Origin of the sequence: Microbacterium sp. T32, assembly GCF_001619615.1 — a bacterium.
Lineage (GTDB): Bacteria > Actinomycetota > Actinomycetes > Actinomycetales > Microbacteriaceae > Microbacterium.
The window spans coordinates 46414-72876 of sequence record NZ_LQQP01000023.1 but is presented as its reverse complement, the minus strand read 5'-3'; the positions used below and the strand labels follow the sequence as shown (position 1 = coordinate 72876).

General features: G+C 69.5%; 23 protein-coding genes and 2 tRNA genes. 17 read left to right on the top strand and 8 right to left on the bottom strand.

Annotation, left to right across the window (positions count from 1 at the left end; genetic code table 11):
- Nucleotides 1–81: 81 nt before the first annotated feature.
- Nucleotides 82–1362, bottom strand: coding sequence for a diacylglycerol/lipid kinase family protein (locus AVW09_RS12595; protein ID WP_082822971.1), 1281 nt, complete (start codon nucleotides 1360–1362; stop codon nucleotides 82–84).
- Nucleotides 1363–1489: 127 nt separating this feature from the next.
- Here AVW09_RS12595 and AVW09_RS12590 point away from each other — a divergent pair, with 127 nt between their 5' ends.
- Genes AVW09_RS12590 through AVW09_RS12580 form a run of 3 tightly spaced genes read left to right on the top strand, consistent with a single transcriptional unit; the run spans nucleotide 1490 to nucleotide 4843 of the window.
- Nucleotides 1490–2638: a hypothetical protein gene (locus AVW09_RS12590; RefSeq protein ID WP_063258399.1), complete on the top strand. Its 1149-nt coding sequence runs from the start codon at nucleotides 1490–1492 to the stop codon at nucleotides 2636–2638.
- Nucleotides 2639–2678: 40 nt separating this feature from the next.
- Nucleotides 2679–3947, top strand: coding sequence for a serine--tRNA ligase (gene serS, locus AVW09_RS12585; RefSeq protein ID WP_063258398.1), 1269 nt, complete (start codon nucleotides 2679–2681; stop codon nucleotides 3945–3947).
- Nucleotides 3944–4843, top strand: coding sequence for an HAD family hydrolase (locus tag AVW09_RS12580; RefSeq protein WP_231901838.1), 900 nt, complete (start codon nucleotides 3944–3946; stop codon nucleotides 4841–4843). Before serS ends, AVW09_RS12580 begins: the two co-directional genes overlap by 4 nt.
- A gap of 8 nt (nucleotides 4844–4851) precedes the next feature.
- On the opposite strand, the gene AVW09_RS12575 is transcribed toward AVW09_RS12580, so the two are convergent.
- Nucleotides 4852–6825, bottom strand: a complete 1974-nt coding sequence (locus AVW09_RS12575) for a DUF4012 domain-containing protein (RefSeq protein WP_063258397.1) — start codon at nucleotides 6823–6825, stop codon at nucleotides 4852–4854.
- Between the two features lie 251 nt (nucleotides 6826–7076).
- Between AVW09_RS12575 and AVW09_RS12570 the strand changes: the two genes are divergently transcribed.
- Nucleotides 7077–7164, top strand: a tRNA-Ser gene (locus AVW09_RS12570).
- A 288-nt stretch (nucleotides 7165–7452) separates the two neighbouring features.
- Here the strand turns inward: AVW09_RS12570 and AVW09_RS12565 are convergent.
- Nucleotides 7453–7800: an ArsR/SmtB family transcription factor gene (locus tag AVW09_RS12565; protein WP_063258396.1), complete on the bottom strand. Its 348-nt coding sequence runs from the start codon at nucleotides 7798–7800 to the stop codon at nucleotides 7453–7455.
- Between the two features lie 89 nt (nucleotides 7801–7889).
- Between AVW09_RS12565 and AVW09_RS12560 the strand changes: the two genes are divergently transcribed.
- The 5 genes from AVW09_RS12560 to AVW09_RS12540 all read left to right on the top strand — a co-directional run bounded on the left by AVW09_RS12560 (nucleotide 7890) and on the right by AVW09_RS12540 (nucleotide 12056).
- Nucleotides 7890–9212, top strand: coding sequence for an NAD(P)-binding domain-containing protein (locus AVW09_RS12560; RefSeq protein WP_063258395.1), 1323 nt, complete (start codon nucleotides 7890–7892; stop codon nucleotides 9210–9212).
- A 20-nt stretch (nucleotides 9213–9232) separates the two neighbouring features.
- A complete protein-coding gene (locus AVW09_RS12555; RefSeq protein WP_063258394.1) occupies nucleotides 9233–9637 on the top strand; it encodes an arsenate reductase ArsC in 405 nt (134 codons plus the stop codon).
- Between the two features lie 134 nt (nucleotides 9638–9771).
- Nucleotides 9772–10419, top strand: a complete 648-nt coding sequence (locus AVW09_RS12550; RefSeq protein WP_063258537.1) for a DedA family protein — start codon at nucleotides 9772–9774, stop codon at nucleotides 10417–10419.
- 182 nt (nucleotides 10420–10601) lie between these two features.
- Nucleotides 10602–11870: an LCP family protein gene (locus AVW09_RS12545; RefSeq protein WP_063258393.1), complete on the top strand. Its 1269-nt coding sequence runs from the start codon at nucleotides 10602–10604 to the stop codon at nucleotides 11868–11870.
- 94 nt (nucleotides 11871–11964) lie between these two features.
- Nucleotides 11965–12056: transfer RNA gene (locus AVW09_RS12540), tRNA-Ser, on the top strand.
- A 130-nt stretch (nucleotides 12057–12186) separates the two neighbouring features.
- On the opposite strand, the gene AVW09_RS12535 is transcribed toward AVW09_RS12540, so the two are convergent.
- From AVW09_RS12535 to AVW09_RS12525, 3 genes are all read right to left on the bottom strand, one after another.
- A complete protein-coding gene (locus AVW09_RS12535) occupies nucleotides 12187–13482 on the bottom strand; it encodes a type II toxin-antitoxin system HipA family toxin (RefSeq protein ID WP_063258392.1) in 1296 nt (431 codons plus the stop codon).
- Nucleotides 13479–14066, bottom strand: a complete 588-nt coding sequence (locus AVW09_RS12530) for a helix-turn-helix transcriptional regulator (protein ID WP_197462634.1) — start codon at nucleotides 14064–14066, stop codon at nucleotides 13479–13481. Before AVW09_RS12530 ends, AVW09_RS12535 begins: the two co-directional genes overlap by 4 nt.
- Before the next feature lie 135 nt (nucleotides 14067–14201).
- A complete protein-coding gene (locus AVW09_RS12525; RefSeq protein ID WP_063258390.1) occupies nucleotides 14202–14720 on the bottom strand; it encodes a DUF2127 domain-containing protein in 519 nt (172 codons plus the stop codon).
- 242 nt (nucleotides 14721–14962) lie between these two features.
- Here AVW09_RS12525 and AVW09_RS12520 point away from each other — a divergent pair, with 242 nt between their 5' ends.
- Together AVW09_RS12520 and AVW09_RS12515 are read left to right on the top strand one after the other, a co-directional pair.
- Nucleotides 14963–16015: a LacI family DNA-binding transcriptional regulator gene (locus AVW09_RS12520; RefSeq protein WP_063258389.1), complete on the top strand. Its 1053-nt coding sequence runs from the start codon at nucleotides 14963–14965 to the stop codon at nucleotides 16013–16015.
- On the top strand, nucleotides 16012–18237 hold the full coding sequence (locus AVW09_RS12515; RefSeq protein WP_063258388.1) for a family 78 glycoside hydrolase catalytic domain: 2226 nt from the start codon (nucleotides 16012–16014) through the stop codon (nucleotides 18235–18237). The genes AVW09_RS12520 and AVW09_RS12515 overlap by 4 nt, the downstream gene beginning before the upstream one ends.
- 9 nt (nucleotides 18238–18246) lie before the next feature.
- Here the strand turns inward: AVW09_RS12515 and AVW09_RS12510 are convergent, their stop codons facing one another.
- The gene (locus AVW09_RS12510; RefSeq protein WP_063258536.1) at nucleotides 18247–18447 is read right to left on the bottom strand and encodes a hypothetical protein; all 201 of its coding nucleotides are present in this window, start codon (nucleotides 18445–18447) and stop codon (nucleotides 18247–18249) included.
- Nucleotides 18448–18638: 191 nt separating this feature from the next.
- On the opposite strand from AVW09_RS12510, the gene poxB reads away from it, so the two are divergent.
- The 3 genes from poxB to AVW09_RS12495 all read left to right on the top strand — a co-directional run bounded on the left by poxB (nucleotide 18639) and on the right by AVW09_RS12495 (nucleotide 22332).
- The gene (gene poxB, locus AVW09_RS12505; RefSeq protein WP_063258387.1) at nucleotides 18639–20372 is read left to right on the top strand and encodes a ubiquinone-dependent pyruvate dehydrogenase; all 1734 of its coding nucleotides are present in this window, start codon (nucleotides 18639–18641) and stop codon (nucleotides 20370–20372) included.
- A gap of 119 nt (nucleotides 20373–20491) precedes the next feature.
- A complete protein-coding gene (locus AVW09_RS12500) occupies nucleotides 20492–21523 on the top strand; it encodes a Dyp-type peroxidase (protein ID WP_082822967.1) in 1032 nt (343 codons plus the stop codon).
- Entirely contained in the window at nucleotides 21523–22332 is an 810-nt protein-coding gene (locus AVW09_RS12495) for a family 1 encapsulin nanocompartment shell protein (RefSeq protein WP_063258386.1), read from the top strand. Before AVW09_RS12500 ends, AVW09_RS12495 begins: the two co-directional genes overlap by 1 nt.
- A 6-nt stretch (nucleotides 22333–22338) precedes the next feature.
- Here the strand turns inward: AVW09_RS12495 and AVW09_RS17320 are convergent, their stop codons facing one another.
- Nucleotides 22339–22728, bottom strand: coding sequence for a DUF4177 domain-containing protein (locus AVW09_RS17320; protein ID WP_082822966.1), 390 nt, complete (start codon nucleotides 22726–22728; stop codon nucleotides 22339–22341).
- A gap of 273 nt (nucleotides 22729–23001) precedes the next feature.
- Between AVW09_RS17320 and AVW09_RS12485 the strand changes: the two genes are divergently transcribed.
- From AVW09_RS12485 to AVW09_RS12475, 3 genes are read left to right on the top strand one after another with little or no spacing between them, the layout of a single operon-like run.
- Nucleotides 23002–24063, top strand: coding sequence for a LacI family DNA-binding transcriptional regulator (locus AVW09_RS12485; RefSeq protein WP_082822965.1), 1062 nt, complete (start codon nucleotides 23002–23004; stop codon nucleotides 24061–24063).
- 44 nt (nucleotides 24064–24107) lie between these two features.
- A complete protein-coding gene (locus AVW09_RS12480) occupies nucleotides 24108–25433 on the top strand; it encodes an ADP-ribosylglycohydrolase family protein (RefSeq protein WP_063258384.1) in 1326 nt (441 codons plus the stop codon).
- Nucleotides 25430–26458 carry a nucleoside hydrolase gene (locus tag AVW09_RS12475; protein WP_063258383.1) on the top strand — a complete coding sequence of 343 codons (1029 nt, stop codon included), beginning with the start codon at nucleotides 25430–25432 and terminating at the stop codon, nucleotides 26456–26458. The genes AVW09_RS12480 and AVW09_RS12475 overlap by 4 nt, the downstream gene beginning before the upstream one ends.
- Nucleotides 26459–26463: the final 5 nt, after the last annotated feature.

The following is a 26463-nucleotide window of genomic DNA, read 5'->3' as shown; positions in this document are numbered from 1 at the left end:
ACCGCCCACGATCCGGTCGAGCGCCCACGTTCGGGGCGGCCGCTTCGTGAGCGCTCGACCCGATCGTGAGCGCTCGGCTCCCTAGAGGGCGGACGTGTCGTGACCGGCCGGGAGGGCGACCGTCAGGCCGCCCTCGATGATGCGCGTGTAGATGCGGGTCGCCTCGCCGAACTCGTCGCCGTCGAGCTCGATCGGTTGCGCAGGAGCGGTCGCCAGCTCGATGCCGGATCCGCGGAGATAGCGCACCGACGTGTCACGGCGGCGTTCGAGCACGCGACGCCCGGCGCGGAAGCGCTGCAGCACCGAGTTGTCCCACCAGATCTTGCGCCACACGCCGAGCCAACCGAACACGCCACTGGGCTGGATGACGGCGACATCCAGGATGCCATCGGCGATCGACGCACCCGGGATGAGCGCCACGCCACCGGGGAGTGCGCCGCAGTTGGCGAACAGTACGCTCTGCACTTTCGCGGAGTGCAGGCGGTGCCCGTGCCCGTCGAGCTGGTACATGACGCGGAACGGCTTGGCATTGACGAGCGACCGCGCGGCGCCGTCGACGTAGGCCACCCACCCGACGGACTTCTTCAGCTCGGGCCGCGTGTTCTGGATCATCGCGGCATCCAGGCCCATCCCGGCCATCACGACGAAGCCGTGCTCTTCGACGGTGCCGTCGGCACGACGGATCCGTGCGATCCCGGTGTCGGTCGCGAGCACCTTCCCGTCGAACGTCGCGCGGATCATCGCGTCGGCGTCGTCCAGCGGCAGGTTGAGGTTGCGTGCGAGGAGGTTTCCGGTGCCGCTCGGGACGATCGTCAGCGGGATGCCGGTCGAGGTGAGAGCCTCGGCCACGGCGCGGACGGTGCCGTCGCCGCCGGCCACGAGGACGGCATCCACCTCCTCCTCGATGGCGGCACGGGTCGCGATGTCGCCCAGGTCGTCGACGGTCGTCTCGTAGAACAGCGGTTCGGCCCAGCCGGCCTCGGCGGACAGTTCGCTCACCCGCGGGCGCAGCACCTCGGGGTCGACCTTGGTGGGGTTGTAGACCAGTGCCGCGCGCTTCTTCGTGGTCGGTTCGGCGTCGATCGGGGCGTCGTCTCCCTCGGGGGAGACACGCTTGGCCTCACCGGAGGCGCCCTCCGAGGAATCGGGGTCGACGTCGCCCGGCTGGTGGATGACGTCGTCGGGCTCGGCCGCGTCCTTGGGGTCGGGCTCGTCCGTCACGACGGTGTCGGGCTCGTCCTCCTGCCGCAGAGTCGCCTCGTGGAAGTCCTCGTGCGAGCCCTCCGACGCCGCCCGGTCCTTCTCGGCTTCGGGGGAGACGGGGGAATCCGCGTCGTCGCGCGGTTCTTGAGGGTCGGCCATGGCATCCACCATAGGACCGCGCACGCGCGCTTCCGCCTCGGCCGATGGGGGTTGACCCGGACCGCGTGACGGGCACTGTTCAGGATGCCGCCTCCCCACGTTCGCCGGACGGGTCTAGCGTGCGCCCGTGACCCTGTTCGAGCAGCCGCCGCCTCGGCGGGCGCGACCCGTCGAGGGGCCCTTCGCCGCCCTCGCGCGGGACCGCCGCCGGCGTCGCCTGTGGACGGTCGCGATCGTGGTCGCCGTCGCGGTCGTCCTCGGCGGCATCGTCCTGCTCGGCACGGGAGCGGATCGTGCCGTCGTCGCGTGGGTGCAGGACCAGACCGGCCCGCGCACCCTTCCCGCCGACATCGCGGCGGTCGCCGACCACGCCTTCCTCACCGACGAGGGGCGTGACCTCCTCACGAGCGTCGGCGCGATCTCCGAGCGGGGCGACGCTCTCCAGCGGTCTTGCGGTGTGGCGCATGCCGCGGACGACCACGCCGTGGCCGGGTGCTACGGCTTGGCGGGCATCTTCGTGTTCATCCCGTCCGATCCGCGCGTCGCGGATGCGGCCGTGACGACGCTCACGCACGAGCTCCTGCACGCCGCCTACGATCGGCTCGGCCCCGGCGACAGGGAGCGGGTGCACGTTCTCGTCGGCGCGGCCCTCGACCGGATCCCGGCCGACGACCCGGTACGTCGGCAGATCGACTGGTCGGTCGGCGACCACGAGGAATCACGCGACACCGAGCTCTTCGCGTATCTCGGTTCACAGGCGTGGCCGGACGGAGGGTTCGATCCCGCGCTGGAGGACATCTACGGTCGGTACTTCACCGACCGCGCCGCCCTCGTGGACGTGGACCATCGCGTGCAGGGAGCAGTCGACGGTCTCTTCGCGGAGTACGAGGCCGCACTCAAAGGCCTCGCCCAGGCGCAGGCGGATGCCATGATCGCCCGCGCAGAGCTCGATGACGATCGGACGATCTACGAGAGCGACCGGCAGCTCTACCAACAGGATGCCGACCGGTACAACGCCCTCGATCCGGCGGAACGTGGAGGCTGGCACCAGGACTGGTGGGGGACGGACGGCGTACGGCACAGCGGGACGTGGCAAGAGGTGCTCGCCGCGCGCCTGGCCGACCTCGACGCCCGTCACGCCGACCTGGAGGCCCGCGCGGCCGCGGTGGAGGCGGCGGATGCCGATGCGCTCGCGCGGCGCGGAGCGATCGACGCGCAGTACGCCGACGTGCTCGCCGTCACGAAGGCGCTCGACCCCACGGCACCGGCCGCGTGAGGCGCGGAAGCGGCTCCCGCCCCGACCGTAGGATGGACGCGTGATCGACCTGACTCTGCTGCGTGAAGATCCCGAACTGGTGAAGCGCTCCCAGATCGCGCGCGGGGAGTCGCCCGACTCCGTCGACGCCGCGATCGACGCCGACCGCGAACGCCGCGCCGCGATCACGGCGTTCGAGGAGCTGCGGGCGGCGCAGAACGCGCACGGCAAGAAGGTCGCCCAGGCGCCCAAGGACGAGAAGGCCGCCCTCGTGGCGGAGGCCAAGGAACTCAGTGAGAAGGTCAAGGACGCGCAGCGCGCGGTGACCGTCGCCGAGGAGGCCGCGGAAGAGGCGCTCGCCAAGATCGAGAACATCGTGCTCGAGGGCGTCCCCGCGGGTGGCGAAGAGGACTTCGTGACCCTTCGCACTCACGGCGAGATCCCGACGTTCGATTTCGAGCCGCTGGACCACCTCGCCATCGGCGAGAAGCTCGGCGCGATCGACATGGAGCGCGGCACGAAGGTCTCGGGCAGCCGGTTCTACTTCCTCACCGGCATCGGCGCGCGCCTCGAGCTCGCGCTCATGACGCTCGCGCTCGACCGGGCCCTGCAGGCCGGTTTCACGCCGATGATCCCGCCGACGCTCGTGCGACCCGAGGTGATGCGCGGTACCGGCTTCCTCGGCCAGCACGCCGACGAGGTGTACCACCTCGACAAGGAGGACCTGTACCTCGTCGGCACCAGCGAGGTTCCTCTCGCGGGCTACCACATGGACGAGATCCTCGACCTCGAGCGCGGCGCGAAGCGCTACGCCGGGTGGTCCACGTGCTACCGCAGCGAGGCCGGCTCCTACGGTAAGGACACCCGCGGCATCATCCGCGTGCACCAGTTCAACAAGCTCGAGATGTTCGTCTACACCGACCCGGCGGATGCCGAGGCCGAGCACGACCGTCTCGTCGCGATGCAGGAGGGCATGCTGCAGGACCTGGGGCTCGCGTACCGCGTGATCGACGTCGCCGCCGGCGACCTCGGTTCCAGCGCCGCGCGCAAGTTCGACATCGAGGCCTGGGTTCCCACGCAGGATGCCTACCGCGAGCTGACGAGCACCTCGAACTGCACCACTTACCAGGCGCGTCGCCTCGACACCCGGTTCCGTCCCGCTGACGGCGGCAAGACGCAGCCGGTGGCGACGCTGAACGGCACGCTCGCGACCACGCGCTGGATCGTCGCGCTGCTCGAGACGCACCAGCGCGCTGACGGATCGGTGACGGTGCCCGAGGTGCTCCGGCCGTACCTCGGCGGCCTCGAGGTCATGGAGCCCATCGCGTGACCGACGAGGCCGCCCTGCCCCGCATCGGTGACGTCGACGCGGAACCGCAGCACGAGGCGGCCGAGGTCGTCGCGGACGTCGCGCGCACCGCTCCCGTGGGCCGCATGCTCATCGCGCTCGACATCGACGGCACCGTCCTCCTCGAGGACGAGTCGCTCAGCCCCGGAGTCGTGGATGCCGTGCGCCACGCGCAGCAGCAGGGCCACGAGGTCATGCTCGCCACCGGGCGCAGCTGGGACAGCACGCACACGGTCATGAGCCTGCTCGGCATCCATCCCGAATACGCGGTGTGCTCGAACGGCGCCATCGTGATGCGCAGGGTCGGCGGACCGGATGCCACCGACTACGAGCGGGCGCACGTCGAGACGTTCGACCCGACCGAGGTGCTCACGCTGCTCGGCGAGCATCTCGGGGACGCCCACTTCCTCGTCGAGCTGCCCGACGGGCAGCGACTCTTCACCGATTACCTCGACGACTGGAACCTCACGGGCGCGAACAAGGTGAGCTTCGCCGAGCTCTCGCACCAGCCCGTGTGCCGCGTCGTCGTCGTGGCGCCGGAGAAGACCGACAAGGACTTCCTCGAGCTGGTGAAGCGCATCGGCCTCAGCCAGGTGTCGTACGCGATCGGCTGGACCGCGTGGCTCGACATCGCGCCGCAGGGCGTGAACAAATCGACCGCGCTCGAACTGGTGCGCGAGTGGCTCGGCATCCCGCCCGAGAACGTCCTGGTCATGGGCGACGGCCGCAACGACATCGAGATGATGCAGTGGGCGGTCTCGCACGGTGGCCGCGCGATCGCGATGGGTCAGGGCCCGGTCGAGGTGCACGACGCCGCCGGCGAGGTGGGCCTGTCGGTGACGGACGGCGGCGTCGCCGCGGTGCTGCGCGAGCTCTGAGCCCGCGGTCAGCCGATCTTCGAGAGCAGGACGTTGTCCGAACCCGCGGGGCTGCGGAACAGCGGCGCGCAGTTCGCGTCGATCGTCACCTCGGTGTCGTTCGCGCCGGGGGTGTGGCGGAGCTCCAGCGGCCCCAGGTCCCCCTCGGGCAGTTTCACCGTGTAGGAGATCGTGCGCGTCTCGCCCTCGGGGAGGAGGACCGTTCTGCTCTCCGCGGGGTTGCCGTGATCCGAGCCGGAGCGGTCGCGGAACGTCGGGTCCCACCAGTCGCCGATCTCGGGATCCGTCGACACGATCTCCCCGCCCGGCGGGGCGAAGAACAGCACGTCGAGCATCATCGTCCGGAGGTCGATCCCCCGGTCGATGTTGCGCAGACCCAGGGTGTAACCGCTCTTGATGGCATCCGTGATGCTGTTGTGCAGGTCCATCGAGACGGTGATCGTGCGGTCGTCCGCGTTGCAGGTCGCGTATTGCGAGTACGTCAGGTGGTACTCCAGCTTCCCGATGGAGTAGTCGTTGAAATAGATGCCGAGCTGGGTGGCATCCTGGTTGTCCTTCGGCAGGGTGCCGTCGAGGCCGTACTGATGGGCAAGGCTCTCCAGGCCCGCGTCGTCGAACCACGCGAAGATGCGGCCCTCGCCGGCGCTGCGGACGATCTGATTCCACATCGTGCCGACGTCCCACTGCCGTCCGGTGAGCTTGGCGAACATGCTCGCGCTGATCTCGCTGAAATACCGGTCCATGGCGGCGTTGTCGACGCCGTACCGTTCGTACGGTTCGCTCATCAGCTTGGATGCCGCGTTCTGGGCATCCACCGTCTCACCCGAGGCGAGCGTGATGGGGCCGGTCGCTTCCAGGAGATGCGCCAGGACGATCGGGTCGATCGAGAACGATCCGTCGAACTGCGGCTTGTCGGTCCACTTGCGCGTGGCTTGGAAGAGCTCCACCGCCGTCGGGAAGTTCGGCGTCATGTTGAAGTTCGACGACCAGTTCGTGAGCTCGGGCGGGTAGAGCTCCCGCGTCTGCCAGGGCAGGGTGATCAGCGACCCGTTCACGGTGTCGAAGCCGAGCGAGGGCAGGGTCGAGTACATCAGGTCGGTGCCGGTGTCGAGGCTGAGCATGTCGACGTGGCCGTCGTCGACCTTGAGGACCAGCCACTGGGCGACGCCACCGCCGGTCGCGCGGATCTCGGCCGGCGTCTGGATCATGAGCTGGTAGAGCATCGGGCGCTCGGCACCGGCCGCGCGGAGCAGCTCGGGAAGGTGCGCGTCGACCGTCTTGAGCACGGGAGTCGCCTGCTGGATGAGGCTCTGGAGCTGGTCCACCGGAGCGGCGATCTGCGGAAGCACGCCCGTGCGGTCCATGGACGACGCGATCCGGGATGCCTCGTCGAACGACGTCAGCACCGTGGGGATGATCTTCCCCGCGTGCAGGAACGGCTTGAGGTTGATCCCGTCGGAGGAGCCGTCGCTCGCCGAGGCCATCGTGGTGATGAGCGGAGGCAGCACCTGGGACGAGATGGTCTGGGCGATCTCGGTCACGTCGCGGACGGCGAGCACGTTCGGCCGCGCGGCCGGGATCTCCGCTGCGAGATCCCACAGGGGGCCCTGCGCGGTGTCGTAGGCGTGCTGGGCCCGCTCGAGGATGTCTTCGCCGGAGCTCTGGATGCCGCCGGCGTCGCCGCTCGCGGCGGCCCGCGCGAGCGCCTTCGACTGGTCCAGCGCACCCTCGAGATCGTCGCGCACCTGGATCACCTGCCAGGCGAACGCGCCGGCGGCGAGGAGGACGGCGAACACGATCACCGTGAGCGGGCCACCGACGGCGGCCATCGCGACCACGGCGGTGCGGCCCCACCGCTGCGCCGCGCTCTCCGGCGCGGCGTGACGGGCGGCCGGCTGCGTGCGGGTGAGACCGAGGTCCCCCATCGCCCGCCGGCGGGTGCGGCTGACGGCGCGATCGTCTTGCAGAGTCCCCACGGTCACCGGCAGATCGTAACTTGGCGAGGTGACGGGTTGCTCACAGCCCTGTGAACGGCGGGCAGTGTCGGGTGGGTGAGGCGCGGTGGGCGTGGTGCGGCTGCGGCAGCCCTCGAGAGCACACGTTCCGGTCGAGCGCCCACGGTAGGGGCGACCGTAGCGTGTGCTCTCGACCGGAACGCGGGCACTCACGACGTTCGAGGCGGTGTGGGCTGGCGCGGTGGGCGGGCGCGCGGCTGGGTAGACTCGGGCGATCGGGAGGGTTGTCCGAGCGGCCGATGGACCTGGTCTTGAAAACCAGTGGGCAGAGATGTCCCGTGGGTTCGAATCCCACACCCTCCGCCACGATGGGAGCGGCTCCTCCGGGATCCGCTCCCATCATCTCGCTGACGGCCACGTCCTCGTGTCTCGGCTCACACCGCTCGGCGGCGTTCCACCAGTATCGTGTCGCGCCACTGGCCGGCCCACGGGCCGTAGGTCATGCGCGCGATACGTTCGCGGTGGCCGATGCGGCGGAAGCCCACGAGGGCGGTTCCGCTTCGAAGGTCGCGTTCCCTGTCGCGATGCCCTCGCGGTAGATCGCCTCGACGGCGGGCCAGTCCTCCGGTCGCAGGGCGCGGATCCGCGCGTCGTTCACGCGCGGAGGGCGCTCACGGCGCTGTCGAGTGCCTCGGTGACGACCCGGTAGTAGGCCCACTTTCCACGCTGTTCGCGGGTCGCGAGGCCGGCGTCCACGAGCACCTTCATGTGGTGCGAGACGGTCGGCTGCGACAGCCCCACCGGCTCGGTCAGGTCGCAGATGCAAGCCTCACCGCCCTCGGACGCGGCGATCAGCGACAGGAGCCGCACCCGCGCGGGGTCGCCGAGGGCCTTGAACGTGCGGGCGATGGGATCTGCCTCCTCTACCGTGAGCGCCGACGCCGACGCGGTCGAGCAGCAGGCATCGGCGTCGTTCGAAAGCAGCGGCAGGAAGGTCGGCATGCCACGATTCTGCACCTCATATTGACATCTGTCGATCTGTCCACGAATCTTGTCCCATCGACAGGTTTCAATGTGAGGAGGGGTCCCGGATGGCCGAAGAGCTTCCCGTCGTCGTGATCGGTGCGGGCCCCCACGGCTTGGCGGCCGCCTCCCACCTGACGGAAAGACGGATGCCCGTCATCGTGCTGGAAGCGGGCCGGATGCCTGCCGCCGCGGTATCCGAGTGGGGTCACGTCCGTCTGTTCTCGGAGTGGTCCGAACTCGTGGATGCCGCGAGCGCGCGACTCCTGCAGTCCACGGGCTGGTCGGCGCCGACGACAGGGTTCCCGACGGGAGAGCAGTGGATCGAGAGGTACCTCGCCCCTCTCGCGCGAGTTCTGGGCGAACGAATCGTCTACGGAGCCCGCGTGACCGGGGTGTCCCGACGCGGCCGCGACCGACTGGTCGACGCGGGCCGCGGTGAGCAGCCGTTCACGGTGCACGTGCAGCCCGCCGACGGTGAGGCCTACCGGCTCTCGGCGCGCGCGGTCATCGACGCGTCTGGCACCTGGTCGACCCCCAATCCTGCCGGCGCCGACGGGCTCCCCGCGCTCGGGGAACCGGAGGCCGGGCCGTTGCTCTCCTACCGCATCCCGGATTTCCGTGACCGCGTGGGCTTCGAGGGCGCGCACACCGTCGTCGTCGGGTCCGGGCACTCCGCGGTGACCGCGGTGTTGGCGCTGGCCCGGATGGCGCGACGCGATCCGGGAACGACCGTGACCTGGGCGCTGCGGCGCGCGACGACGGCGACCACCTTCGGCGGAGGTGACGTCGACGAGCTTCCGGCCCGCGGCGCGCTCGGCATGAGGGCGAAGGAGGCCGTCGACGCGGGTCTCGTGTCTCTCGTCACGGGATTTCGGACGGAGCGGATCGCCCGCGACGGCGACCGAGCCGTGCTCGTCGCCGAGGACGGGCGCGCCCTCGCAGCCGATCGCGTCGTCGTGTTGACCGGCTTCCGCCCCGACCTGTCGTTCCTGTCCGAACTGCGCCTGGACCTGGATCCGACGCTGCAGGCGCCCGTCCGCATCGCCGCCGAGGTCGACCCCAACGTGCACTCCTGCGGGTCGGTCACCGCCACCGGGGCGGCGGATCTCGCCCACCCCGAGCCCGACTTCTACGTCGTCGGCGCGAAGTCCTACGGCCGCGCGCCGACGTTCCTCGCGCTCACCGGATACGAGCAGGTGCGCAGCGTCGTCGCGGAACTCGCGGGAGACCACGAAGCCGCGCGCCGCGTCGAGCTGTCGCTGCCGGATACCGGCGTGTGCGGTGGCGCCGGCTTGTTCGACGCGGCGGGGGCGCCACTCGCCGGTGGGTGCTGCGTGCCGTCCGCTCAGTTGCTCTCCCTCTCCCAGCCCGCCCCCGCCCCCGCGTGAACCCGAAATCGAGGAATGCCATGACCGACTCCACCAAGCCCGCCGTCCTCTTCGTCTGCGTGCACAACGCCGGCCGATCGCAAATGGCCGCGGGCTACCTCCGCGCTCTCGCCGGAGATCGCATCGACGTGTTCTCGGCTGGAAGCGAACCGGGGAACGCCGTGAACCCTGCCGCCGTCACGGTCATGGCGGAGGAAGGGATCGACCTGTCCTCCGCGACCCCGCAGATCCTCACCACAGATGCCGTGCGTCAAGCGGATGTCGTGATCACGATGGGCTGCGGGGACGCGTGCCCCATCTTCCCCGGCAAGCGCTACGAAGACTGGCAGCTCACCGACCCGGCCGGGCAGCCGGTCGATGTCGTGCGAGGAGTGCGCGACGACATCAAGGGTCGCGTCGAGGAGCTCATCGCGAGCCTCGTTTAGGGAGCCGATTCCGCGACCTCGGGAATCGCACTCGTACCGTGCCGGGATGACGACGTCAACGCCGCCGACCGGAGCCCCGAGGGCCGCATGCTGAGCATCATGCAGATGCGCGTGAAGATCGGCTCCCCGTGCTGATGGCGACCGGGCACGCGCTCGCGGCCGGCGGGGTCATCCCCGATGCGGCATCCATCCTCCACGCGTTCGGTCCGTGGGTGCTGGCGGGCATTGCGCTCTTGATCTACATCGAGTCCGGCGTGCTGTTCCCGTTCCTTCCCGGCGACTCGCTCCTGGTCACCGCCGCGGTGCTCGCCGGGCCGCTCGGCATCCAGCCGTGGCAGGTACTGCTCGTCGCCATCCCGGCCGCGATCCTCGGGGATCAGACCGGGTATTGGCTCGGCCGGCGCTTCGGCAGGCGGCTGTTCCGCGAGGGAGCCCGCGTCCTGCGTCCGGAGCGACTTCAGGATGCCGAGCGCTTCTTCGCGAAGTACGGCGGCGGGTCGCTCGTGCTCGGTCGGTTCGTGCCGATCGTGCGCACCTACGTCCCGGTCGCCGCCGGCACCGCCCACATGTCGTATCGCCGCTTCCTCCTCTGGAACACGACGGGAGCCACGCTGTGGGTCGTCGTCATGACGGTCGTCGGTCTGCTGCTCGGTGGCATCCCGTTCATCGTCGACAACATCGACGTGCTGATGATCGTCATCGTCCTGATCTCGGTCCTGCCGGTGGTGGTCGCCGTCCTCCGCAAGTGGAGGGCGTCGCGGCGCGAGAGCGCGGATTCTTAGACGCGCCTCAGCCGAGGCGCCAACGGACGCAGGTCTCGGTTCAGATGGCCGTCACGTGAACGATTGCTGTCCACTTGCTCACGCAGTTCACAGGAGCTCGTCCTTAAACTGTCTCCGACCTGCGCTTCGTCGAGGTCCGACGTGCCGCGCCTCGTGGCATCCGTCCTCCCGAAAGGACCCGAGTGAGCAGAACCACGACCCCGCGCGGGCGCACGACCATCGCGCGCCATGGACGTCTGCGGTCGGTGGGGCCGCTCGGCCAGTTCTTCCGCGCGCTCGCCGTCGCGATGGCCGTGCTGCTCGTCGCCGGAGCGGGCGTGGCCGCCTATGCCGTGTACGACCTCTCGTCGAGCTTCACCGCGGATGCCGTGGATCTGCCCGACCAGCCGGCCGTTCCGCCGGACCTCGGGGAGTTGCAGGGCGGAGTGAACCTGCTCCTCGTCGGAACCGACGAGTGCGAACCCGACTTCGCGCAGTACTTCGGCGACCGCTGCACGGGTCCGGACGCGGGAGACAACCTCAACGACGTCAACATGCTCATCCACATCTCCGACGAGCCGCGCCGCGTCACGGTGATCTCCTTCCCCCGCGACCTCATGGTGCCGATCCCGTCGTGCACGGATGCGGACGGCAACGTCAGCTCGGCGATGTCGAAACAGCAGATCAACAGTGCTTTCTCGTACGGCGGCCTGGCCTGCGTGGTGAAGACCATCTCGGACCTCAGCGGCCTGCAGATCCCGTTCGCGGCCAAGGTCAGTTTCGGTGGCGTCATCAACATCACGGATGCCATCGGTGGCGTGGACGTCTGCATCGCTAATGGCATCAAGGACCCGTACACGGGCATCGACTGGCCGGCCGGCATGCGCACCGTGAAGGGCCTCGACGCGCTGCAGTTCCTTCGCACCCGCCACGGCGTCGGTGACGGCGGCGACCTCGGGCGCATCTCGAACCAGCAGCAGTACATGTCGCGCCTGACCTCGAAGCTCCGCAGTGAAGAAGTCCTGTCGAACCCGGCGACGCTGTACAAGCTCGCCTCGACCGCGCTGCGCAACGTCGACCCGTCGACGTCGCTGACGAACCCGCTGACGCTCGTGCAGATCGCCATGGCCGTCAAGGACGTGCCGTTCAACGAGATCGTGTTCGTGCAGTACCCGACCGCCGCGGACCCGGCCGACCCGAACCGCGTCGTGCCCGAGTACGACGCGGCCGACGCGCTGTGGTCGGCGCTGGCGGCGAACCAGCCGATCCAGCTCTCCGGCAACCTGAGCGACGGTAACGGCGTGATCGCGGAAGACGGCGCGACCCCGGCGCCCACCGACACCGCGTCGCCGGCTCCTGCCGAGAGCGCAGCCCCCACACCCGAGCCGTCCTCGACCACGATCACGCTCCCGTCGTCGATCGCCGGTCAGACGGCGGCACAGGCCACCTGCTCGAACGGAAACGTCCGCTGACGCGCGGGGTGTGGCATCCCTTTCCCGGATTCGGATGCCACGCCCCGACCCGTTACTATGGACGGGTGTGCTCGCGCTCCGGCGTCGATCACCTGGAGACGTCGCATAGTCAGGCCTAGTGCACCACCCTGCTAAGGTGGAGTCCCCGTAAGGGGACCGAGGGTTCAAATCCCTCCGTCTCCGCCAGACTCGACGCCCTCGGAATCCTCAGGATTGCCGGGGGTTTTTCCGTTTTTCGTCGACGGGCACGCCGCTCTCTGCTCCAGGCCGATGATGCTCGCGGGAGGAGTCGCCCGCCAAGACGACGGTGGCTCGGTCAGGTGAGGATGTCGATGACTCGCCGCGTCCGCGTGTACGTCGCGTGGGGATAGAGACTGACGGCAGGGATTTCCTTCAGGCGATCGGGGAGCGCTTCCGTCGCGACGGCTACGGCGGGCTGAAGGCCCGCGGCGATCTCGAGGGCGAACGCGCTCAGGTGCCCTTCGGGGAGTCCGGCGTCGGTTTCGAGACGCCGGATGCTGTCGGCGTTGAAAGTGCCGAGAGTGTTCGCTCCGCCGACGCGAAAGGCGAGTTCGACGTTGTCGAACACGGCGGGGTCGTGGGCGAGAATCTGCTCTCGCGGCAGGAACGGCAGCGAGCTGTTGAGATCGTAGAACGGGGCGAGCACGCTACGACCGGGAACATGGGTCAAGGAGTAGTTCTTGGAGTGGCCGTCGTTGTGACCGATGATCCAGGAGAAGACGTGCAGCTTCGCGAACCGCTCCTTGGCGGCTCTGGCGTCGGCGGCAGCGAGATTGCGGTCGAAGACGGTGAAGATGTCGCGGTAACCGGGCCCCCCGTCGGACTCGTACTTCTGCACGTGCGACGTCCCGGTGGCTTGCGCGAGGTCTTCCTGGTGGAGTCGGCCGACTCTGCCATCGTCGTCGTACCGATCGAAGCGTTCCACGACGAGGACGTGCTCGCCGTCGAACTCAGCGATCACGGATGCCGCCGCATCGATCCCGAGTAGGCGCGCGACGTGCAGGGTGATGTGCTCGGTGACGTCGGAGCCGGGCAGCGGCTGGATCCCCGGTTTGAAGATGTGCGTCGACGGCTGCCGCCCCGACGGCTCGAACCACTGGGAGTCGCGAAGAGTGAGCGCGAACTTTCCCTGAGCGCCGCCGAGCGAGAACCCCTCCTCGATGGCACGGTGCTGCAGCCAGTCGGAGTCGTCCCGGCGGATCTGTCGGATCCGGTCGCCGATTTCCACCTCGGTGAGTGGCGTTAGGTTCTCCTCCTGTCGAGGCGCTGTGCCCGCCGGGGAGAACTCGAGCGCGCCGGCGACATCGGCGCCGTAGACGGTGAGCAGGTCGAAGGTGCTGTCGCTTGCCAACCTCGCTTCCCGTGCCCAGCGCGAGCGGACGTCGGCGCGGTCGGGCAGGAGGTTGTCGAGGAACCGCTTGGTGCTGTCGTTCCCGAATGGGGTCGTGACGACGGGGAGTGTCACGGAGATGGGGACCGGGTTGTCCGATTCGACGTACTCGGGGCGGTAGCGCAGCTGCACGTTCTCGCCCTGCCGCGTGATCACGGCGACGTGGGTGTCGTAGAGGTGGACGTCGAGGGATCGGATCACTCGGTACCCCCCGGTGCATCCGAGTCAGCCTCCGCTGGGGTCTCGGCGATGGTGGGGGAGTCGGCTTCCACCGCTCGCGGCGGATCACTCAGGACCGAGCCGGGGATGGCGAGACGCGCAGTAAGTCCGCGGGTGGCTTCGCGGAGGGAGGAAACCGTGGCCGGGTCGATCTTGGCCGTCATCTGTTCCAGGAAGTCGCCAAGGTCGATCCTCGGACGGAGCGCGGGATCGATCTCGTGGTGCGCTTCGAGAATCTGCGTGCGGAGTGCGTCACGAAGTCCTGAGCTGATCTGCGGTGTAGAGCGCTCGTTGAGCGCATTGGCCGCGGCCTGGGCTGACCCCCTCGTAGCGACTGTGGTGGGAGCAGGGGAGCGGCGGTCGGTGGTGACGTTCAGGTGAATGCCGAGGTGATCGAGGATGAGCAGCACCGTGTCGAAGGAGGTGGCCCCATTGCCGCGTTCGAGGCGAGCAAGGGACTGGCGTGTGATGCCGACGGCGTCGGCGACCTCCTGCTGAGAGAGGTTTTGCTGAACACGAGCGTTCTTGATCAGGCGCGCGAGGTCGGACGAGGTCTGCAGCTTCACGTGCGCCGCCTCCTTCACGGCCGACAAAAGCGTCGAGATAGCGTGTTCGGAAAATATACCACGACCAGCATGGTAGGTAAATCGAACACCGCCTCTGTGTGCGAAATATGTAACATCCTTTGAACCCCCCCCGGGTCACCGCGCCCGCCGGCGCCGCAGGATCCCGTCGACCGTGCCGCGCCAGGTGTGCCGAAGCTCGCGGTTGCGTCGCCACTCGCGCCAGGTCAGCCAGATGATCAGGATGTCGAGGAGCGTCAGGACCACGACTGCGATGGAGGGCGATCGGACGAGTTCGTAGAGCTGGAACACGACGAACGCGCCGAGCGCCGCCATGGCCCACGGGTAGACGCGTCGCGAGCCGATCAGGAGCGCGATCACGATCGCGAGCTTCACGACGCCGTGGAGGAGCAGGTAGGCGGCGAAGAACGTCTTGCTCCCGGCGTTCAGATGCGCGACGCCGTGCACGAGCAGGTTGGCGATGACGTCGTGGGGATCCTCCGCCAGCTCCCTCGCCGTGGCCGCGTTCGCGGCCGAGACGAGGCGTTCGGGGCTGATGACCAGGAGAAGGATGCCGCCGACGGTTTCCAGGAGACCGTCGATCCCCTTGAACAGCACGCCGATGAGGAACACCAGGTCGAGGATGCGTTCTCTCACGGGTGCTCCTCGCTGGTGGGGCGGTGTACGCGGACGGCCGCGTGACGGGCCGTGCGGGCGATCGTATTCCCGGGTTCTTGGGTCGGGTCGAGAAGCTCTTGTACCCCGTACTTGAATCGGTCCAATTTATGGCCCCGATCGCTTGCGTTCGCGTCCGATGGGCCGCAGAATCGGATGATTCGGTCGAGATTGAACCAGTTCGATCGCGCCCATCCCCACAGACCGCAATGAGGCGAACACACATGACCACACGACGCGCGGCCATCACCGACGTCGCCGCGGCCGCGGGAGTATCCCGGTCCACGGTGTCGAACTACCTCAATCACCCCGAGCTCCTCTCCGCGTCCACGCGGGAGCGCCTCGCCCGCGTCATCGCGGAACTGCAGTTCGTTCCGAGCGACGCCGCCCGCAAGATCAGCTCGGGCGACACCGGAACGATCGGCTACATCGCGTACGAGTTCACGAATCCGTTCTCCGGCGTCATCGCCGACGCCATCGAGCGTCGAGCGTCGGAGAGCGGCCGGACGGTGATGATCGCGAACTCCGCGGGCTCGGCCCGCCGGCAACGGGAGTACCTCGAGCTGTTCGAGCGCAAGCGCGTCGCCGGGATCATCGTCGCGACCCTCGACGACGTCGAGCCCCGGCTCGAAGAGCTGCGGGAACGCGGGATGTCGACGGTCATCACGGGTCGTCGCTCGGCCTCCGACCTCATCGCGTCGGTGTCGGCCGACGACGCGACAGGCGGGTATCTGGCGGCGCGACACCTGCTCGACCTCGGTCGGCGCCGGATCGTGTTCGTGGGCGGCCCGTTCCGCGTCGCGCAGATCGCCGAGCGGTTCGACGGGGCGAGTCGCGCCGTGGGGGAGACGCCGGGCGCGACGCTCACCGCCGTCCGCGCGGACGAGCGCACGATGGATGCCGGTTTCGCCGCCGGCGTCGAGCTTGCCACGAGCGGCTCGCCCCTGCCCGACGGAGTGTTCGCCGTGAACGACCTCGTGGGCTTGGGCGTCGTTCGGGGGCTGCTGTCGTGCGGCATCGAGGTTCCGCGCGACGTCGCGGTGATCGGCTTCGACGGCGACGACATCGCCGAGGTCGCCGCCATTCCCCTCTCCACGATCCGAACGTCGGGCGAGGCGGTCGGCGAGACCGCGGTCGACCTGCTGCTGGCCGAACTCGGGGTCGGTGGGCCGGTGCCGGACCGCCACCGTCTCGTCCCGCCGACGTTGGTGGCGCGCGCCTCCACGGTGGCGGACGTGGACGCCCATGCAGCACGAAGGAACGGGAGCGCCTCATGACCGCCGTTTTCATCGCCGCGTCGACCCCCACGGACGCGCCGCCCCGCTTCCGACGCGTCGTCGCGCTGGACCGTCCGTCGACCGAGATCGTGAGCGCGAGCCTCCGGTGGAGCGCCGAGGGCATCGTCGAGGCTTCGATCAATGGGACGCCCGCGAGCGATCAGCTCCTCGTCCCCGGCTGGACCGCGTACGAGCGTCGGCTCCGGTATGCCGAGACCGACGTGGCATCCCTCCTCTCCGATCGATTCGTGCTCGGGCTGCAGCTCGCCGACGGCTGGTACCTCGGGCGGCTGGGCTGGCGGGGTCAGTCGCACATCTACGGTGATCGGGGTGCGGTGTTCGCGAGCCTCCGGATCACCTACCGCGACGGGCACACGCAGACCGTGGAGACCGACGAGACGTGGGAGTGGAGCGAGGGCCCGGTGCGCAGCGCCGACCTGTACGACGGGCAGACCGTGGATGCCACCCTCTCCGACGACTGGTCCTCACGTGAGGGCGCGACAGGTGCGCACGTCGTCATCGCCTCGCGGCACGACGAGCTCGAGCCGTACCTCGCGCCGCCCGTGCGTCGCACCCAGACGATCCCGCCGGAGCGGGTGTGGACCTCGCCCTCGGGAGCGACCCTCGTCGATTTCGGTCAGAACCTCGTCGGGTTCGTCCGTTTCCGCGTACGCGGACCGCGTGGCGCGGAGATCGTCGTGCGCCACGCCGAGGTGCTCGAGCATGGCGAGCTCGCCACCCGTCCACTGCGGAGCGCCTGCGCAACCGACCGCTACGTCCTCAGCGGGGGCGACGACGTCTTCGAGCCGACCCTGACGTTCCACGGCTTCCGGTATGCCGGGATCACCGGGTGGCCGGCATCCGCTCCTCCCCTCGAGGAGAGCGTCGAGGCCGTCGTGATCGGTTCGGACATGCGCCGCATCGGCAGGTTCTCCTGTTCCGATCCACTGCTGTCGCGCCTGCACGAGAACGTCGTGTGGAGCATGCGCGGCAACTTCGTCGACGTGCCGACGGACTGCCCGCAGCGCGACGAGCGCCTCGGCTGGACCGGCGATATCGCGGTGTTCGCCGACACGGCATCCTTCCTGTTCGACACACACGACTTCCTGTCGGACTGGCTGCGCGATGTCGCGATCGAGCAGGATCTCGCGGGCGGGCGGGTGCCGCACGTGGTGCCCGACATCCTGAAATACGACCCCGCGTACGGCGGACTCCCCGCCACAGACACGGCGATCTGGGGGGATGCCGCGGTGTGGGTGCCGTGGGCGGTCTGGCGGGCGTACGGCGACCCGGACGTGCTCGAACGGCATTTCGCCTCGATGGCCGCGCACGCAGACCGCATCGCCGGGCTTCTCTCGCCGACGGGACTGTGGGACACCGGATTCCAGTTCGGCGACTGGCTCGACCCCGCCGCCCCGCCGGACGACCCGGCCGGTGCCCGCGCCGACCGCGGCGTCGTCGCGACCGCGTGCGCGTACCGGACGCTGTCCACCGTCGCGCGCGCCGCCGAAGTGCTCGGCGAGGACTCTCAGCGGTTCGTGGCGCTCGCCGGCCACGTGCGCGAGGCCTTCCGCGCTCATTACGTCTCGGAGGGGATCGTCGAGAGCGACTGCGTCACGGTCTACGCGCTCGCCCTGGTCTTCGACCTCCTGACGGATGCCGATCGGGTGAGGGCCGGGAACCGTCTCGCCGACCTCGTCGCCGAGTCGGGCTACCGCATCGCGACGGGCTTCGCGGGCACACCGTTCGTGCTCGACGCGCTCGCCGACACCGGTCACGCCGACGTCGCCTTCCGCCTGCTGATGCAGACCGAGAGCCCGTCGTGGCTGCACCCCGTGACGCTCGGCGCGACGACGATCTGGGAGCGGTGGGATTCGCTCCTCTCTGACGGCACGGTGAACCCGGGCGAGATGACGAGCTTCAACCACTACGCGCTCGGCGCCGTGGCCGACTTCCTGCACCGCCGGATCGCCGGCATCGCCCCACTGATCCCCGGGTACCGCGAGATCTCGATCGCCCCGCTCATCGGCGGGGGCCTGACCTGGGCGGAGGGTTCGCTCGACTCCCGGTTCGGGACGATCCGCGTGCGGTGGAAGCTCGACGGGGATGCCGTCCGCCTGGATGCCGACATCCCGCCCGGCTGCACGGCGGTGATCAAGCTCCCGGGCCGCGAGGCCGTGCACGTCGGGAGCGGCCGGCACGCGGTAACCGGGGCCGTGTGAGGCTGAGGCTCAGTAGTCGTCGTGGTTCTCGCGCGCGATGTCGAGCTGCGTCTCATCCCCCGCCCACTCCGCGAGAGCCGAGCGGAGCTGACGATGGAGCCAGTCGGCCGGCAGCACGGGGTGCGCTCGCTCCAGCTCGGTGAGCAGCGCGAGGCGGTCGTCGACCGATCCGGTGAGATCGGGAAGGGCGCTCGCGTCGGCTCCGGTCATGGTGTGGTCCGTCCTGTCGCGGCGGTCGCCGGGCGCGCCGCCGTGCCCCGAGGCTAGGCGATTGTCCGCGCGACGCGATCCGACGGATGTCGAACGGACCATCGGCGCACGTCCGACCCGTACGTCCGCCCCTCGGCGTAGCGTCGCTGGCGGCGGGCGCCCGCCCAGGACGAGCAGAGCCGGAGGCAGACATGAACATCGCCGAGACCATGGTGGACACGCTCCGTCGAGCGGGGGTGGAGCGCGTGTGGGGCCTCCCCGGCGACTCCCTCAACGCGTTCACCGACGCGCTGCGGCGCGACGGGACGCTCAAATGGATGCACGTGCGCCACGAGGAATCCGCGGCTTTCGCCGCCGCGGGCGAAGCTGCGATCACGGGCCGTCTCGCGGTGGTGGCGGGCAGCTGCGGCCCGGGCAGCCTGCACTTCATCAACGGTCTCTACGACGCCCAGCGCTCGCGCGTGCCCGTCCTTGCGATCGCGTCGCACATCCCCTCGGCCGAGATCGGTTCCGGCTACTTCCAGGAGACGCACCCGCAGGAGCAGTTCCGCGAGTGCAGCATCTACTCCGAGCTCGTCGGCAGCCCCGAGCAGATGCCGTGGGTCCTGGAGACCGCGATGCGCGCCGCGGTCGAGAAGCAGGGCGTCGCGGTGGTCGTGGTCCCCGGCGACGTGTTCTTCGAGAAGGCTCCGGAGCGCCGCGCCGGCGCGCCCATCGTCGCGACCCGCACGCACGTCGTCCCCGCCGCCGACGGACTGGCCGCCGCGGCCGAGGTGCTCAACGGCGCCGAGAACGTCACGATCCTCGCGGGCGCCGGGGTGGCCGGGGCGCACGCTGACGTCCTCGCGCTCGCCGGGCGGCTGCAGGCGCCGATCGTGCACGCGTTCCGCGGGAAGGAGTGGATCGAGTACGACAACCCCTACGACGTCGGGATGACGGGACTCCTCGGCTTCTCATCCGGCTACCGCGCCATGGAGCACTGCGACGCCCTGCTCCTCCTCGGCACCGACTTCCCGTACCGCCAGTTCTACCCCTCCCACGCGAAGGTCGTGCAGGTCGACATCCGCGGCGAACAGCTCGGCCGCCGGACCCCCATCGACGTGGGCCTGGTGGGGGATGCCGGAGACACCGCCCGCGCCCTCCTCCCGCTGCTGCGCGAGGGGCGTGACGACCGTCACCTCCGCCGCAGCCTCGAGCACTACCAGCACGCGCGGAAAGGACTCGACGAGCTCGCGAACGACGACGGTCGGCCGCCTCTGCACCCGCAGTTCGTCGCGCGTCTCATCGACGAGCACGCCGCCGACGACGCGGTCTTCACGGCCGACGTCGGCACCCCGGTCATCTGGGCTGCCCGCTACCTGCACATGAACGGGCGCCGCCGCCTCATCGGGTCGTTCACGCACGGTTCGATGGCCAACGCGATGCCCCAGGCGCTCGGGGCGCAGGCCGTGGACCGTGACCGCCAGGTCATCGCGCTCGCCGGCGACGGCGGCATCGCGATGCTTCTCGGCGACCTCCTGTCGATCCGCCAGAACGACCTTCCCATCAAGATCGTCGTGTTCGACAACTCGGCGCTGGACTTCGTCGAGGTCGAGATGAAGGCCGCGGGCATCGTCAACGCCGGCACCGACCTGAAGAATCCGGACTTCGCCGAGGTCGCCCGGGCCATCGGCATCCCGGGATATCGCGTGACGACCGGAGACGAGCTCCGGGACGCGCTCGCCGAGGCCCTCGACGCCCCGGGACCCGCGCTCATCTCGGCGGTCGTGGCGCGGCAGGAACTCGCGATCCCGCCCACGATCACGGTGGCGCAGGCCAAGGGATTCGCCCTGTTCGCGCTGCGGACGCTGCTCTCGGGTCGCGGCGACGAACTCATCGACCTCGCCGACACCAACGTCCTGCGCCGCCTGCTCCACCGCGGCTGACCGCCCGTCGGATCGTTCTTCGACTCGTGTCGGAGCGGATGCCGGGTCCGAGCGCCTAGCGTTCGAGAGCGTTCGGGAAGGAAAGGGAGACGGATGCGGGCTACGCGGCGGGTGCACGGGTGAGCGGGGTGCCGGACGGCGTGCAGCGGTTCACCGCGCCGCTCACCGGGCACGCGGTCTTCCTCGTCGTGACCGTGTCGGACCAGGCCGTCGACGGCGTTCGCGATGTGCTCCGCGACCTCGGCGGCCTCGTGCAGACCGTGCGCTTCCGCGATCCCGCGGACGGGCTCTCGTGCACGGTCGGCATCGGGGCGCGGATCTGGCCGGTGCTCGTCGGAGGCCCGTTGCCGCGCGAACTGCATCCGTTCACGCCCGTCGCCGGAGCCGTCCACACCGCGGTGTCCACGCCGGGCGATCTGCTCTTCCACATCCGCAGCGATCGGGCCGATCTGTGCTTCGAGTTCGAGCGGCTCCTGGTCGCGGCGCTGGGCGATGGCATCCAGGTCGAGGACGAGACCTCGTGCTTCCGGTCGTTCGACCGGCGCGATCTGCTCGGCTTCGTCGACGGCACCGCCAACCCCGTCGGGACGGATGCCGCCGACAGAGTCCTCGTCGGCGACGAGGACCCCGCCTTCGTCGGCGGTACCTACGTCGTGGTGCAGAAGTACCTGCATCCGCTGGACCGATGGCAGGCCCTGCCGACGGAGGCGCAGGAGCGCATCATGGGCCGCACCAAGGCCGACAACCTGGAGCTGGACGACGCGACCTCCGGCCAGAAGTCGCACAAGACACTCGCCACGATCGTCGACGACGCCGGGGTCGAGCACGACATCATCCGCGACAACATGCCGTTCGGTCGTCCCGGGCACGCCGAGTTCGGCACGTACTTCCTCGGCCAGTCGCGCGCGTTGTGGGTGATCGAGACGATGCTGCGTCGTATGTTCGTCGGCGATCCGCCCGGCGTGCACGACCGGCTCCTCGACTTCTCGGTGCCGAAGACCGGTACGACGTTCTTCGCGCCGTCGGCGGGACTGCTGTCGACGCTCGGCGACGCCGTCGATGTGCCCGCCACCGCCTCGCCGAGCGTCGAGGCATCCCCCACGTCCCTCGGCATCGGCGCGAACCGCGCCCGCGTTTCCCAGGAGGTTTGATGGACCATCTCACTCGCCCGCTCGCCCCGATCACCGACGAGACCTGGGACGCCCTCGACGACGAAGCCCGCACGCGCCTGCAGCCCGTCCTCGGCGCGCGCCGCCTCGTCGACTTCGTCGGCCCCCTCGGGTGGCAGCACTCGTCGACGAACACCGGTCGAGTGCGCCCCGTCGGCGACGACACCGGACTGCGGGCGCGCCAGCGCGTCGTGCTGCCGCTCACCGAAGTGCGCGCCGACTTCGCCCTGGCACGGACCGAGCTCGACGACACCGCGCGGGGCGCGGTCGACACCGACCTCTCGGCGCTCGACGAGGCGGCGCACCGGCTCGCGGTGCGCGAGAACGCGGCGATTCTGACGGGGTGGCCGGAGGTCGGATTCGCCGGCATCGTCCCGAGTTCCCCGCATCAGCCGATCGACGGAGCGGGGGATGCCACCGGGCTCACGCGTCGGACCGCCGGGGCCGTCCGCCGACTCGGCGACGCCGGGGTCGGCGGTCCGTACGGCATGGCGGTCGGATCGCGGGAATGGGTCGAGGTGCTCGGTGGGAACGACGCCGGCGGGCAGCCCCTCCGGCGCCACATCGAACGGATCCTCGGCGGCGACGTCGTGTGGACCCCCGGCATCGAGGGCGCCGTCGTGATCAGCCTCCGCGGCGGCGACTTCCTGCTCGAGATGGGTCAGGACGTCTCCCTCGGGTACCTCGCGACCACCGAGGACCGGGTCCAGCTGTACCTCGAGGAGTCCTTCAGCTTCCGCATCGCGACTCCGGAAGCGGCGATCGCGCTGCTGCCGGGAACGGACGACTGACCGGGATCAGCTCTCGCGCTCGAACACCATCGTCGCCTGGATGCGGTCACCGCCACCGAAGCCGGTACTGCCGGAGGACGCCGTGGTGATCGTGTGCAGCCGGAAGCCCAGCGCCGCCTGCCGGTTGATCACGTTCTCGAGTTCGGTGAGGTTGCCCGATCCGGTGCCGAAGAACTTCTCCTTCAGGACCACCTGCAGCACGACGTAGTTCCAGCCGTTCTGCGCCGGGCGCGGCTGCGCCCCCGCGACGGCATCCGCCTGCGCGCGGGCGATGAAGCCCTCGATGCCCGGCTGCGGCGGGGTCGGCGTCTGATACTGATCGGTCCACTGCTGACCGTCCCACCATCGCATCCGGCCCGAACCGTCGTCGTACCAGCCCGCTTGTGCGTCCGCCATCGGACTCCCCCTTCTCGCCCGCCCCACTCGGTGCTCGCCCGAGTCTGACGGCATCCCGCGTCCGCGGCAAGGGGCCGAGATCGGGGCCCGGTTGACGGGGACGGCTTCGGGTCGATGAGCGCGGTCGACGCGGCGGATCGGGTCTTCGAGGCACGCCACCGTCTGCGCTGGGTCTCTCGGCTGGTTGACGGCTCTCAGTCAACGCGATATGGTCTCAACACGCAAACTGGTTTGCAAACTGTTTGCGGCCTAAAAAAGCGAAAGTAACCACGAATGGCGGCACGCGCGATGGCTCCACGTAAAACCGGTTTGGATTCTTCCGAGCGGGGCGATGGCGCTTCGGCCGTCACGATCCAGGCCGTTGCCACTGCGGCGGGCGTGAGCAAGACGACGGTGTCGCACGTGCTGTCGGGTAACCGGCCCGTGTCCGCGGATACCCGTCGCCGCGTCGAGAAGGTCATGGACGAGCTCGGCTTCAGCCCGAACTTCTTCGCTCAGGCCCTGAATCGCAACCGGAGCAACACGATCGCCCTCATCGCGCAGGACATCACGAATCCCTTCTACCCGTCGCTGGCGCGGGGGTTGCAGGCGGCCGTATCCAGCCGGGATCAGGTCGTCATGCTGTTCGATGCCGGCGCGGGGGAGGGCGGGCTCACCCACGCTTTCGTCACCGACGCCATCCAGCGGCGCGCCGACGGGGTGGTCATCGCCATCAGTGACGTCGACGACGACATCGCTCGGCTCCGCGATGCGGGTATACCCGTGGTCGCCGTCGGGTCGGGCGCGTCAAAGCTCCCCATCGACTGGGTCACCGCCGATGACGAGAGAATCGCGGCGGATGCTGTGATGCACCTGCACCTCCTCGGTCATCGTCGGATCGCCACGATCACAGGGCCGTTGGGTCACACGCCCGGCAAGCCGCGGCACGTCGGATATCTGCGCGCGATGGCCGACCTCGATCTGCCCGTGACGTCGGAGCTGATTGAGCACGGGGAATGGACTCGCGAGAGCGGGTTCGAGGCCATGATGCGACTCGCGGCGCGACGCGACCGGCCGAGTGCCGTCTTCTGCGCGAACGACATGATGGCGATCGGTGCCCTGGATGCCGCCCGGCGGCTGGGCCTCTCGGTGCCCCAGGACGTCGCCATCCTGGGTGTCGACGACATCGATGCCGCTGCCTTGGTGCGCCCCGCGCTCACGACGGTCCGCATTCCGGCTGAAGAGATCGGCCGGGCCGCGGGCGAACTCCTCCTTCACCGCATCTCCGAGGGGATGACGACGACCCACCGGCACGTGCTCGTGCAGCACACCCTCCAGATCCGCGAATCGGCCTGACGACCCGCCGTCGATCGCGTCCCTTCACCCAGGAAGAAGTCCTAGTGCACTCTGCGCTCGATCCCCGCGACCTCGTCCCCGACGAGGCCGAACAACTCGCCCACTCCGGATATCTCATCGGCGATCTCGGGGCCCGCGCCCGCGCCGCCGCATCAGCGTCCGACCTGCGGGAGCTCGCTCGAATCAGGGAAGAACTGGCTGCGGCACCACGGCGAGCCGACTGGACGTACGACGAGCCCAGCGACCCGGCCACCCTGGAGCTCCTCGGAGCCGGGGTCGCTCCCCGTCCCGTCGACCCCGACGATCTGCCGCGTCGCCTCCGCGGTGCATGGCGGGGGCGCGCGGTCGGGAACACGCTCGGCAAGCCCATCGAAGGGCTCACCCGCGCCGAGGTGGAGGCGTACCTGCGCGCCGCGGGGCAGTGGCCGCAGACCGGTTACGTCGCGTTGCTCGATCCCCTCCCGGCGGGCGTGTCGCACCTGCACGAATCCGCGCCCGATTCGGCCGCGGGCCGGTTCGCCGACGTCCCCCGCGACGACGACATCGACTGGACGATCCTCGGGCTGCACCTCATCGAGCGGTACGGTCGAGGACTCACCACCGACGACATCGCCGTCGAGTGGCTGGATCGCATCCCGTTCACCCAGACCTTCACGGCGGAGCGGGCCGCCTATCGCAACCTGGTGCACGGCTTGAGCGCCCCAGATACAGCCATCGTCGACAACCCGTACCGCGAGTGGATCGGAGCGCTCATCCGCGGTGACATCTTCGGTTACGTCCATCCCGGCGATCCGGTCGCGGCCGCTCGGCTCGCCCTCGTCGACGCCCGTCTCACGCACGTCAAGAACGGCATCTACGGCGAGATGTGGGCCGCCGCCGTTGTGGCGGCTGCCTTCTCCACAGGCGAGGCGGAAGATGCACTCCTCGTCGGCCGCAGCTTCGTGCCCGACGGCTCCCGCCTCGCGGCGGCGCTCGACGGCATCCTCGATGTCCACCGCAGCGGCGTCGGACCCGTCGACGCACTTGACTGGATCGACCGTGAACTCGGCCACTACAACTGGGTACACACCATCCACAACGCCGCGGCGATCGCCGTCGGACTGCTGTGGGGGAGCGGATTCACCGACTCGGTCGCCCTGACCATTGCGGCCGGACGCGACACCGACTCGTCCGCTGCGACCACGGGAAGCATCTACGGCGCCCTGCACGGCGACGACGCGATTCCCGCCGAACTCGTCGGCTCGACGCATCGCCGAGTGCGCAGCAGCATCCGGGACTTCGATCGGATCACGATCGACGAACTCGCCGACCGCACGCTCGCGGTCGTTCAGATCGCGGTCGCGGCGCCGTCCAAGGTGGCGCTGCGATGACCCGCCACAAGGTCATCATCGACACGGATCCGGGCCTCGGCGAGCCGGGTAGCGACATCGATGACGGTCTCGCGATCGCCCTGGCGCTGCGCGACCCCGAGTTGGAGGTCCTCGGGTTGACCATCGTCAACGGCAACGTCACCCTCGAGACCGGCGTGAACGTGGCCCGCAATCTCGTTGATCGCCTCGGTGTCCCGGACCTCCCCGTGGTCGCCGGGGCCGACACGCCGTTGATCCGAGACATGGCATCCGTCCGGGCGCTCTTCGACGCCGTCCCCGGTCATGAGGCGGGACGCGCGGTCGAACGACTTCGCGGCCCGAGCACCCATGGGCACGCGGCGGACTGGATGATCGAACAGGTCGAGCGCTTCCCCGGGGAGATCACGATCCTCGCGATCGGCCCCATGACGAATCTGGCGCTCGCGATGCAACGATCTCCGTCCTTCGCGCGCAACGTCCGCGAGTTCGTCCTGATGGCCGGCAGCGCCACGACCTATGCCCAGAACGTCACCGTCGTCGGGGACTTCAACGCCTATGTCGACCCCGAAGGCTTGGATGCCGTTCTCCGCAGCGGTGGCCGGATCAGGATGGTCGGACTGGATCAGACCTCGAAGGTCATGCTCACCCGTGCCGATGCGAAGCGGATGCTGGCGTCTCCCGACCCGTTCGCGCAGTGGGTCGGGGAATGCACCAACGCCTGGATCGACTACCTTGCCCGCGCCTTCCCCAAGCGTCCCGAGCACGCCGACGGCTGTTTCCTCCACGACCCTCTGGTCATCGCGGCCCACCTCGACGAGCGCATCTGCGACTGGGATGCCGCTCACGTCGAGGTGGAGCTCGTCAGCGATCTCGCCCGTGGCCTCGTCGTGGCCGACCGGGGGCTCTCCCTCACCGTGCCCGCGGCTCCGAACGCGACCGTCGCCACGGACACCGACGTCGATGCGTTCCGCCGACTCTTCTTTTCCCGCATCGAACTCACCTCCGCGCCCGAATCGGGCATCGAACCCCCACAGCAGAAGGAGTAACCCGA

What these genes read in the sequence shown, in the direction of transcription:
- AVW09_RS12595 (WP_082822971.1), bottom strand. Translation starts at nt 1,362, where the DNA reads ATGGCCGACCCTCAAGAACCGCGCGACGACGCGGATTCCCCCGTCTCC.
- AVW09_RS12565 (WP_063258396.1), bottom strand. Translation starts at nt 7,800, where the DNA reads ATGCCGACCTTCCTGCCGCTGCTTTCGAACGACGCCGATGCCTGCTGC.
- AVW09_RS12560 (WP_063258395.1), top strand. Translation starts at nt 7,890, where the DNA reads ATGGCCGAAGAGCTTCCCGTCGTCGTGATCGGTGCGGGCCCCCACGGC.
- AVW09_RS12555 (WP_063258394.1), top strand. Translation starts at nt 9,233, where the DNA reads ATGACCGACTCCACCAAGCCCGCCGTCCTCTTCGTCTGCGTGCACAAC.
- AVW09_RS12550 (WP_063258537.1), top strand. Translation starts at nt 9,772, where the DNA reads ATGGCGACCGGGCACGCGCTCGCGGCCGGCGGGGTCATCCCCGATGCG.
- AVW09_RS12520 (WP_063258389.1), top strand. Translation starts at nt 14,963, where the DNA reads ATGACCACACGACGCGCGGCCATCACCGACGTCGCCGCGGCCGCGGGA.
- AVW09_RS12515 (WP_063258388.1), top strand. Translation starts at nt 16,012, where the DNA reads ATGACCGCCGTTTTCATCGCCGCGTCGACCCCCACGGACGCGCCGCCC.
- AVW09_RS12510 (WP_063258536.1), bottom strand. Translation starts at nt 18,447, where the DNA reads ATGACCGGAGCCGACGCGAGCGCCCTTCCCGATCTCACCGGATCGGTC.
- poxB (WP_063258387.1), top strand. Translation starts at nt 18,639, where the DNA reads ATGAACATCGCCGAGACCATGGTGGACACGCTCCGTCGAGCGGGGGTG.
- AVW09_RS12495 (WP_063258386.1), top strand. Translation starts at nt 21,523, where the DNA reads ATGGACCATCTCACTCGCCCGCTCGCCCCGATCACCGACGAGACCTGG.
- AVW09_RS17320 (WP_082822966.1), bottom strand. Translation starts at nt 22,728, where the DNA reads ATGGCGGACGCACAAGCGGGCTGGTACGACGACGGTTCGGGCCGGATG.
- AVW09_RS12485 (WP_082822965.1), top strand. Translation starts at nt 23,002, where the DNA reads ATGGCGGCACGCGCGATGGCTCCACGTAAAACCGGTTTGGATTCTTCC.
- AVW09_RS12475 (WP_063258383.1), top strand. Translation starts at nt 25,430, where the DNA reads ATGACCCGCCACAAGGTCATCATCGACACGGATCCGGGCCTCGGCGAG.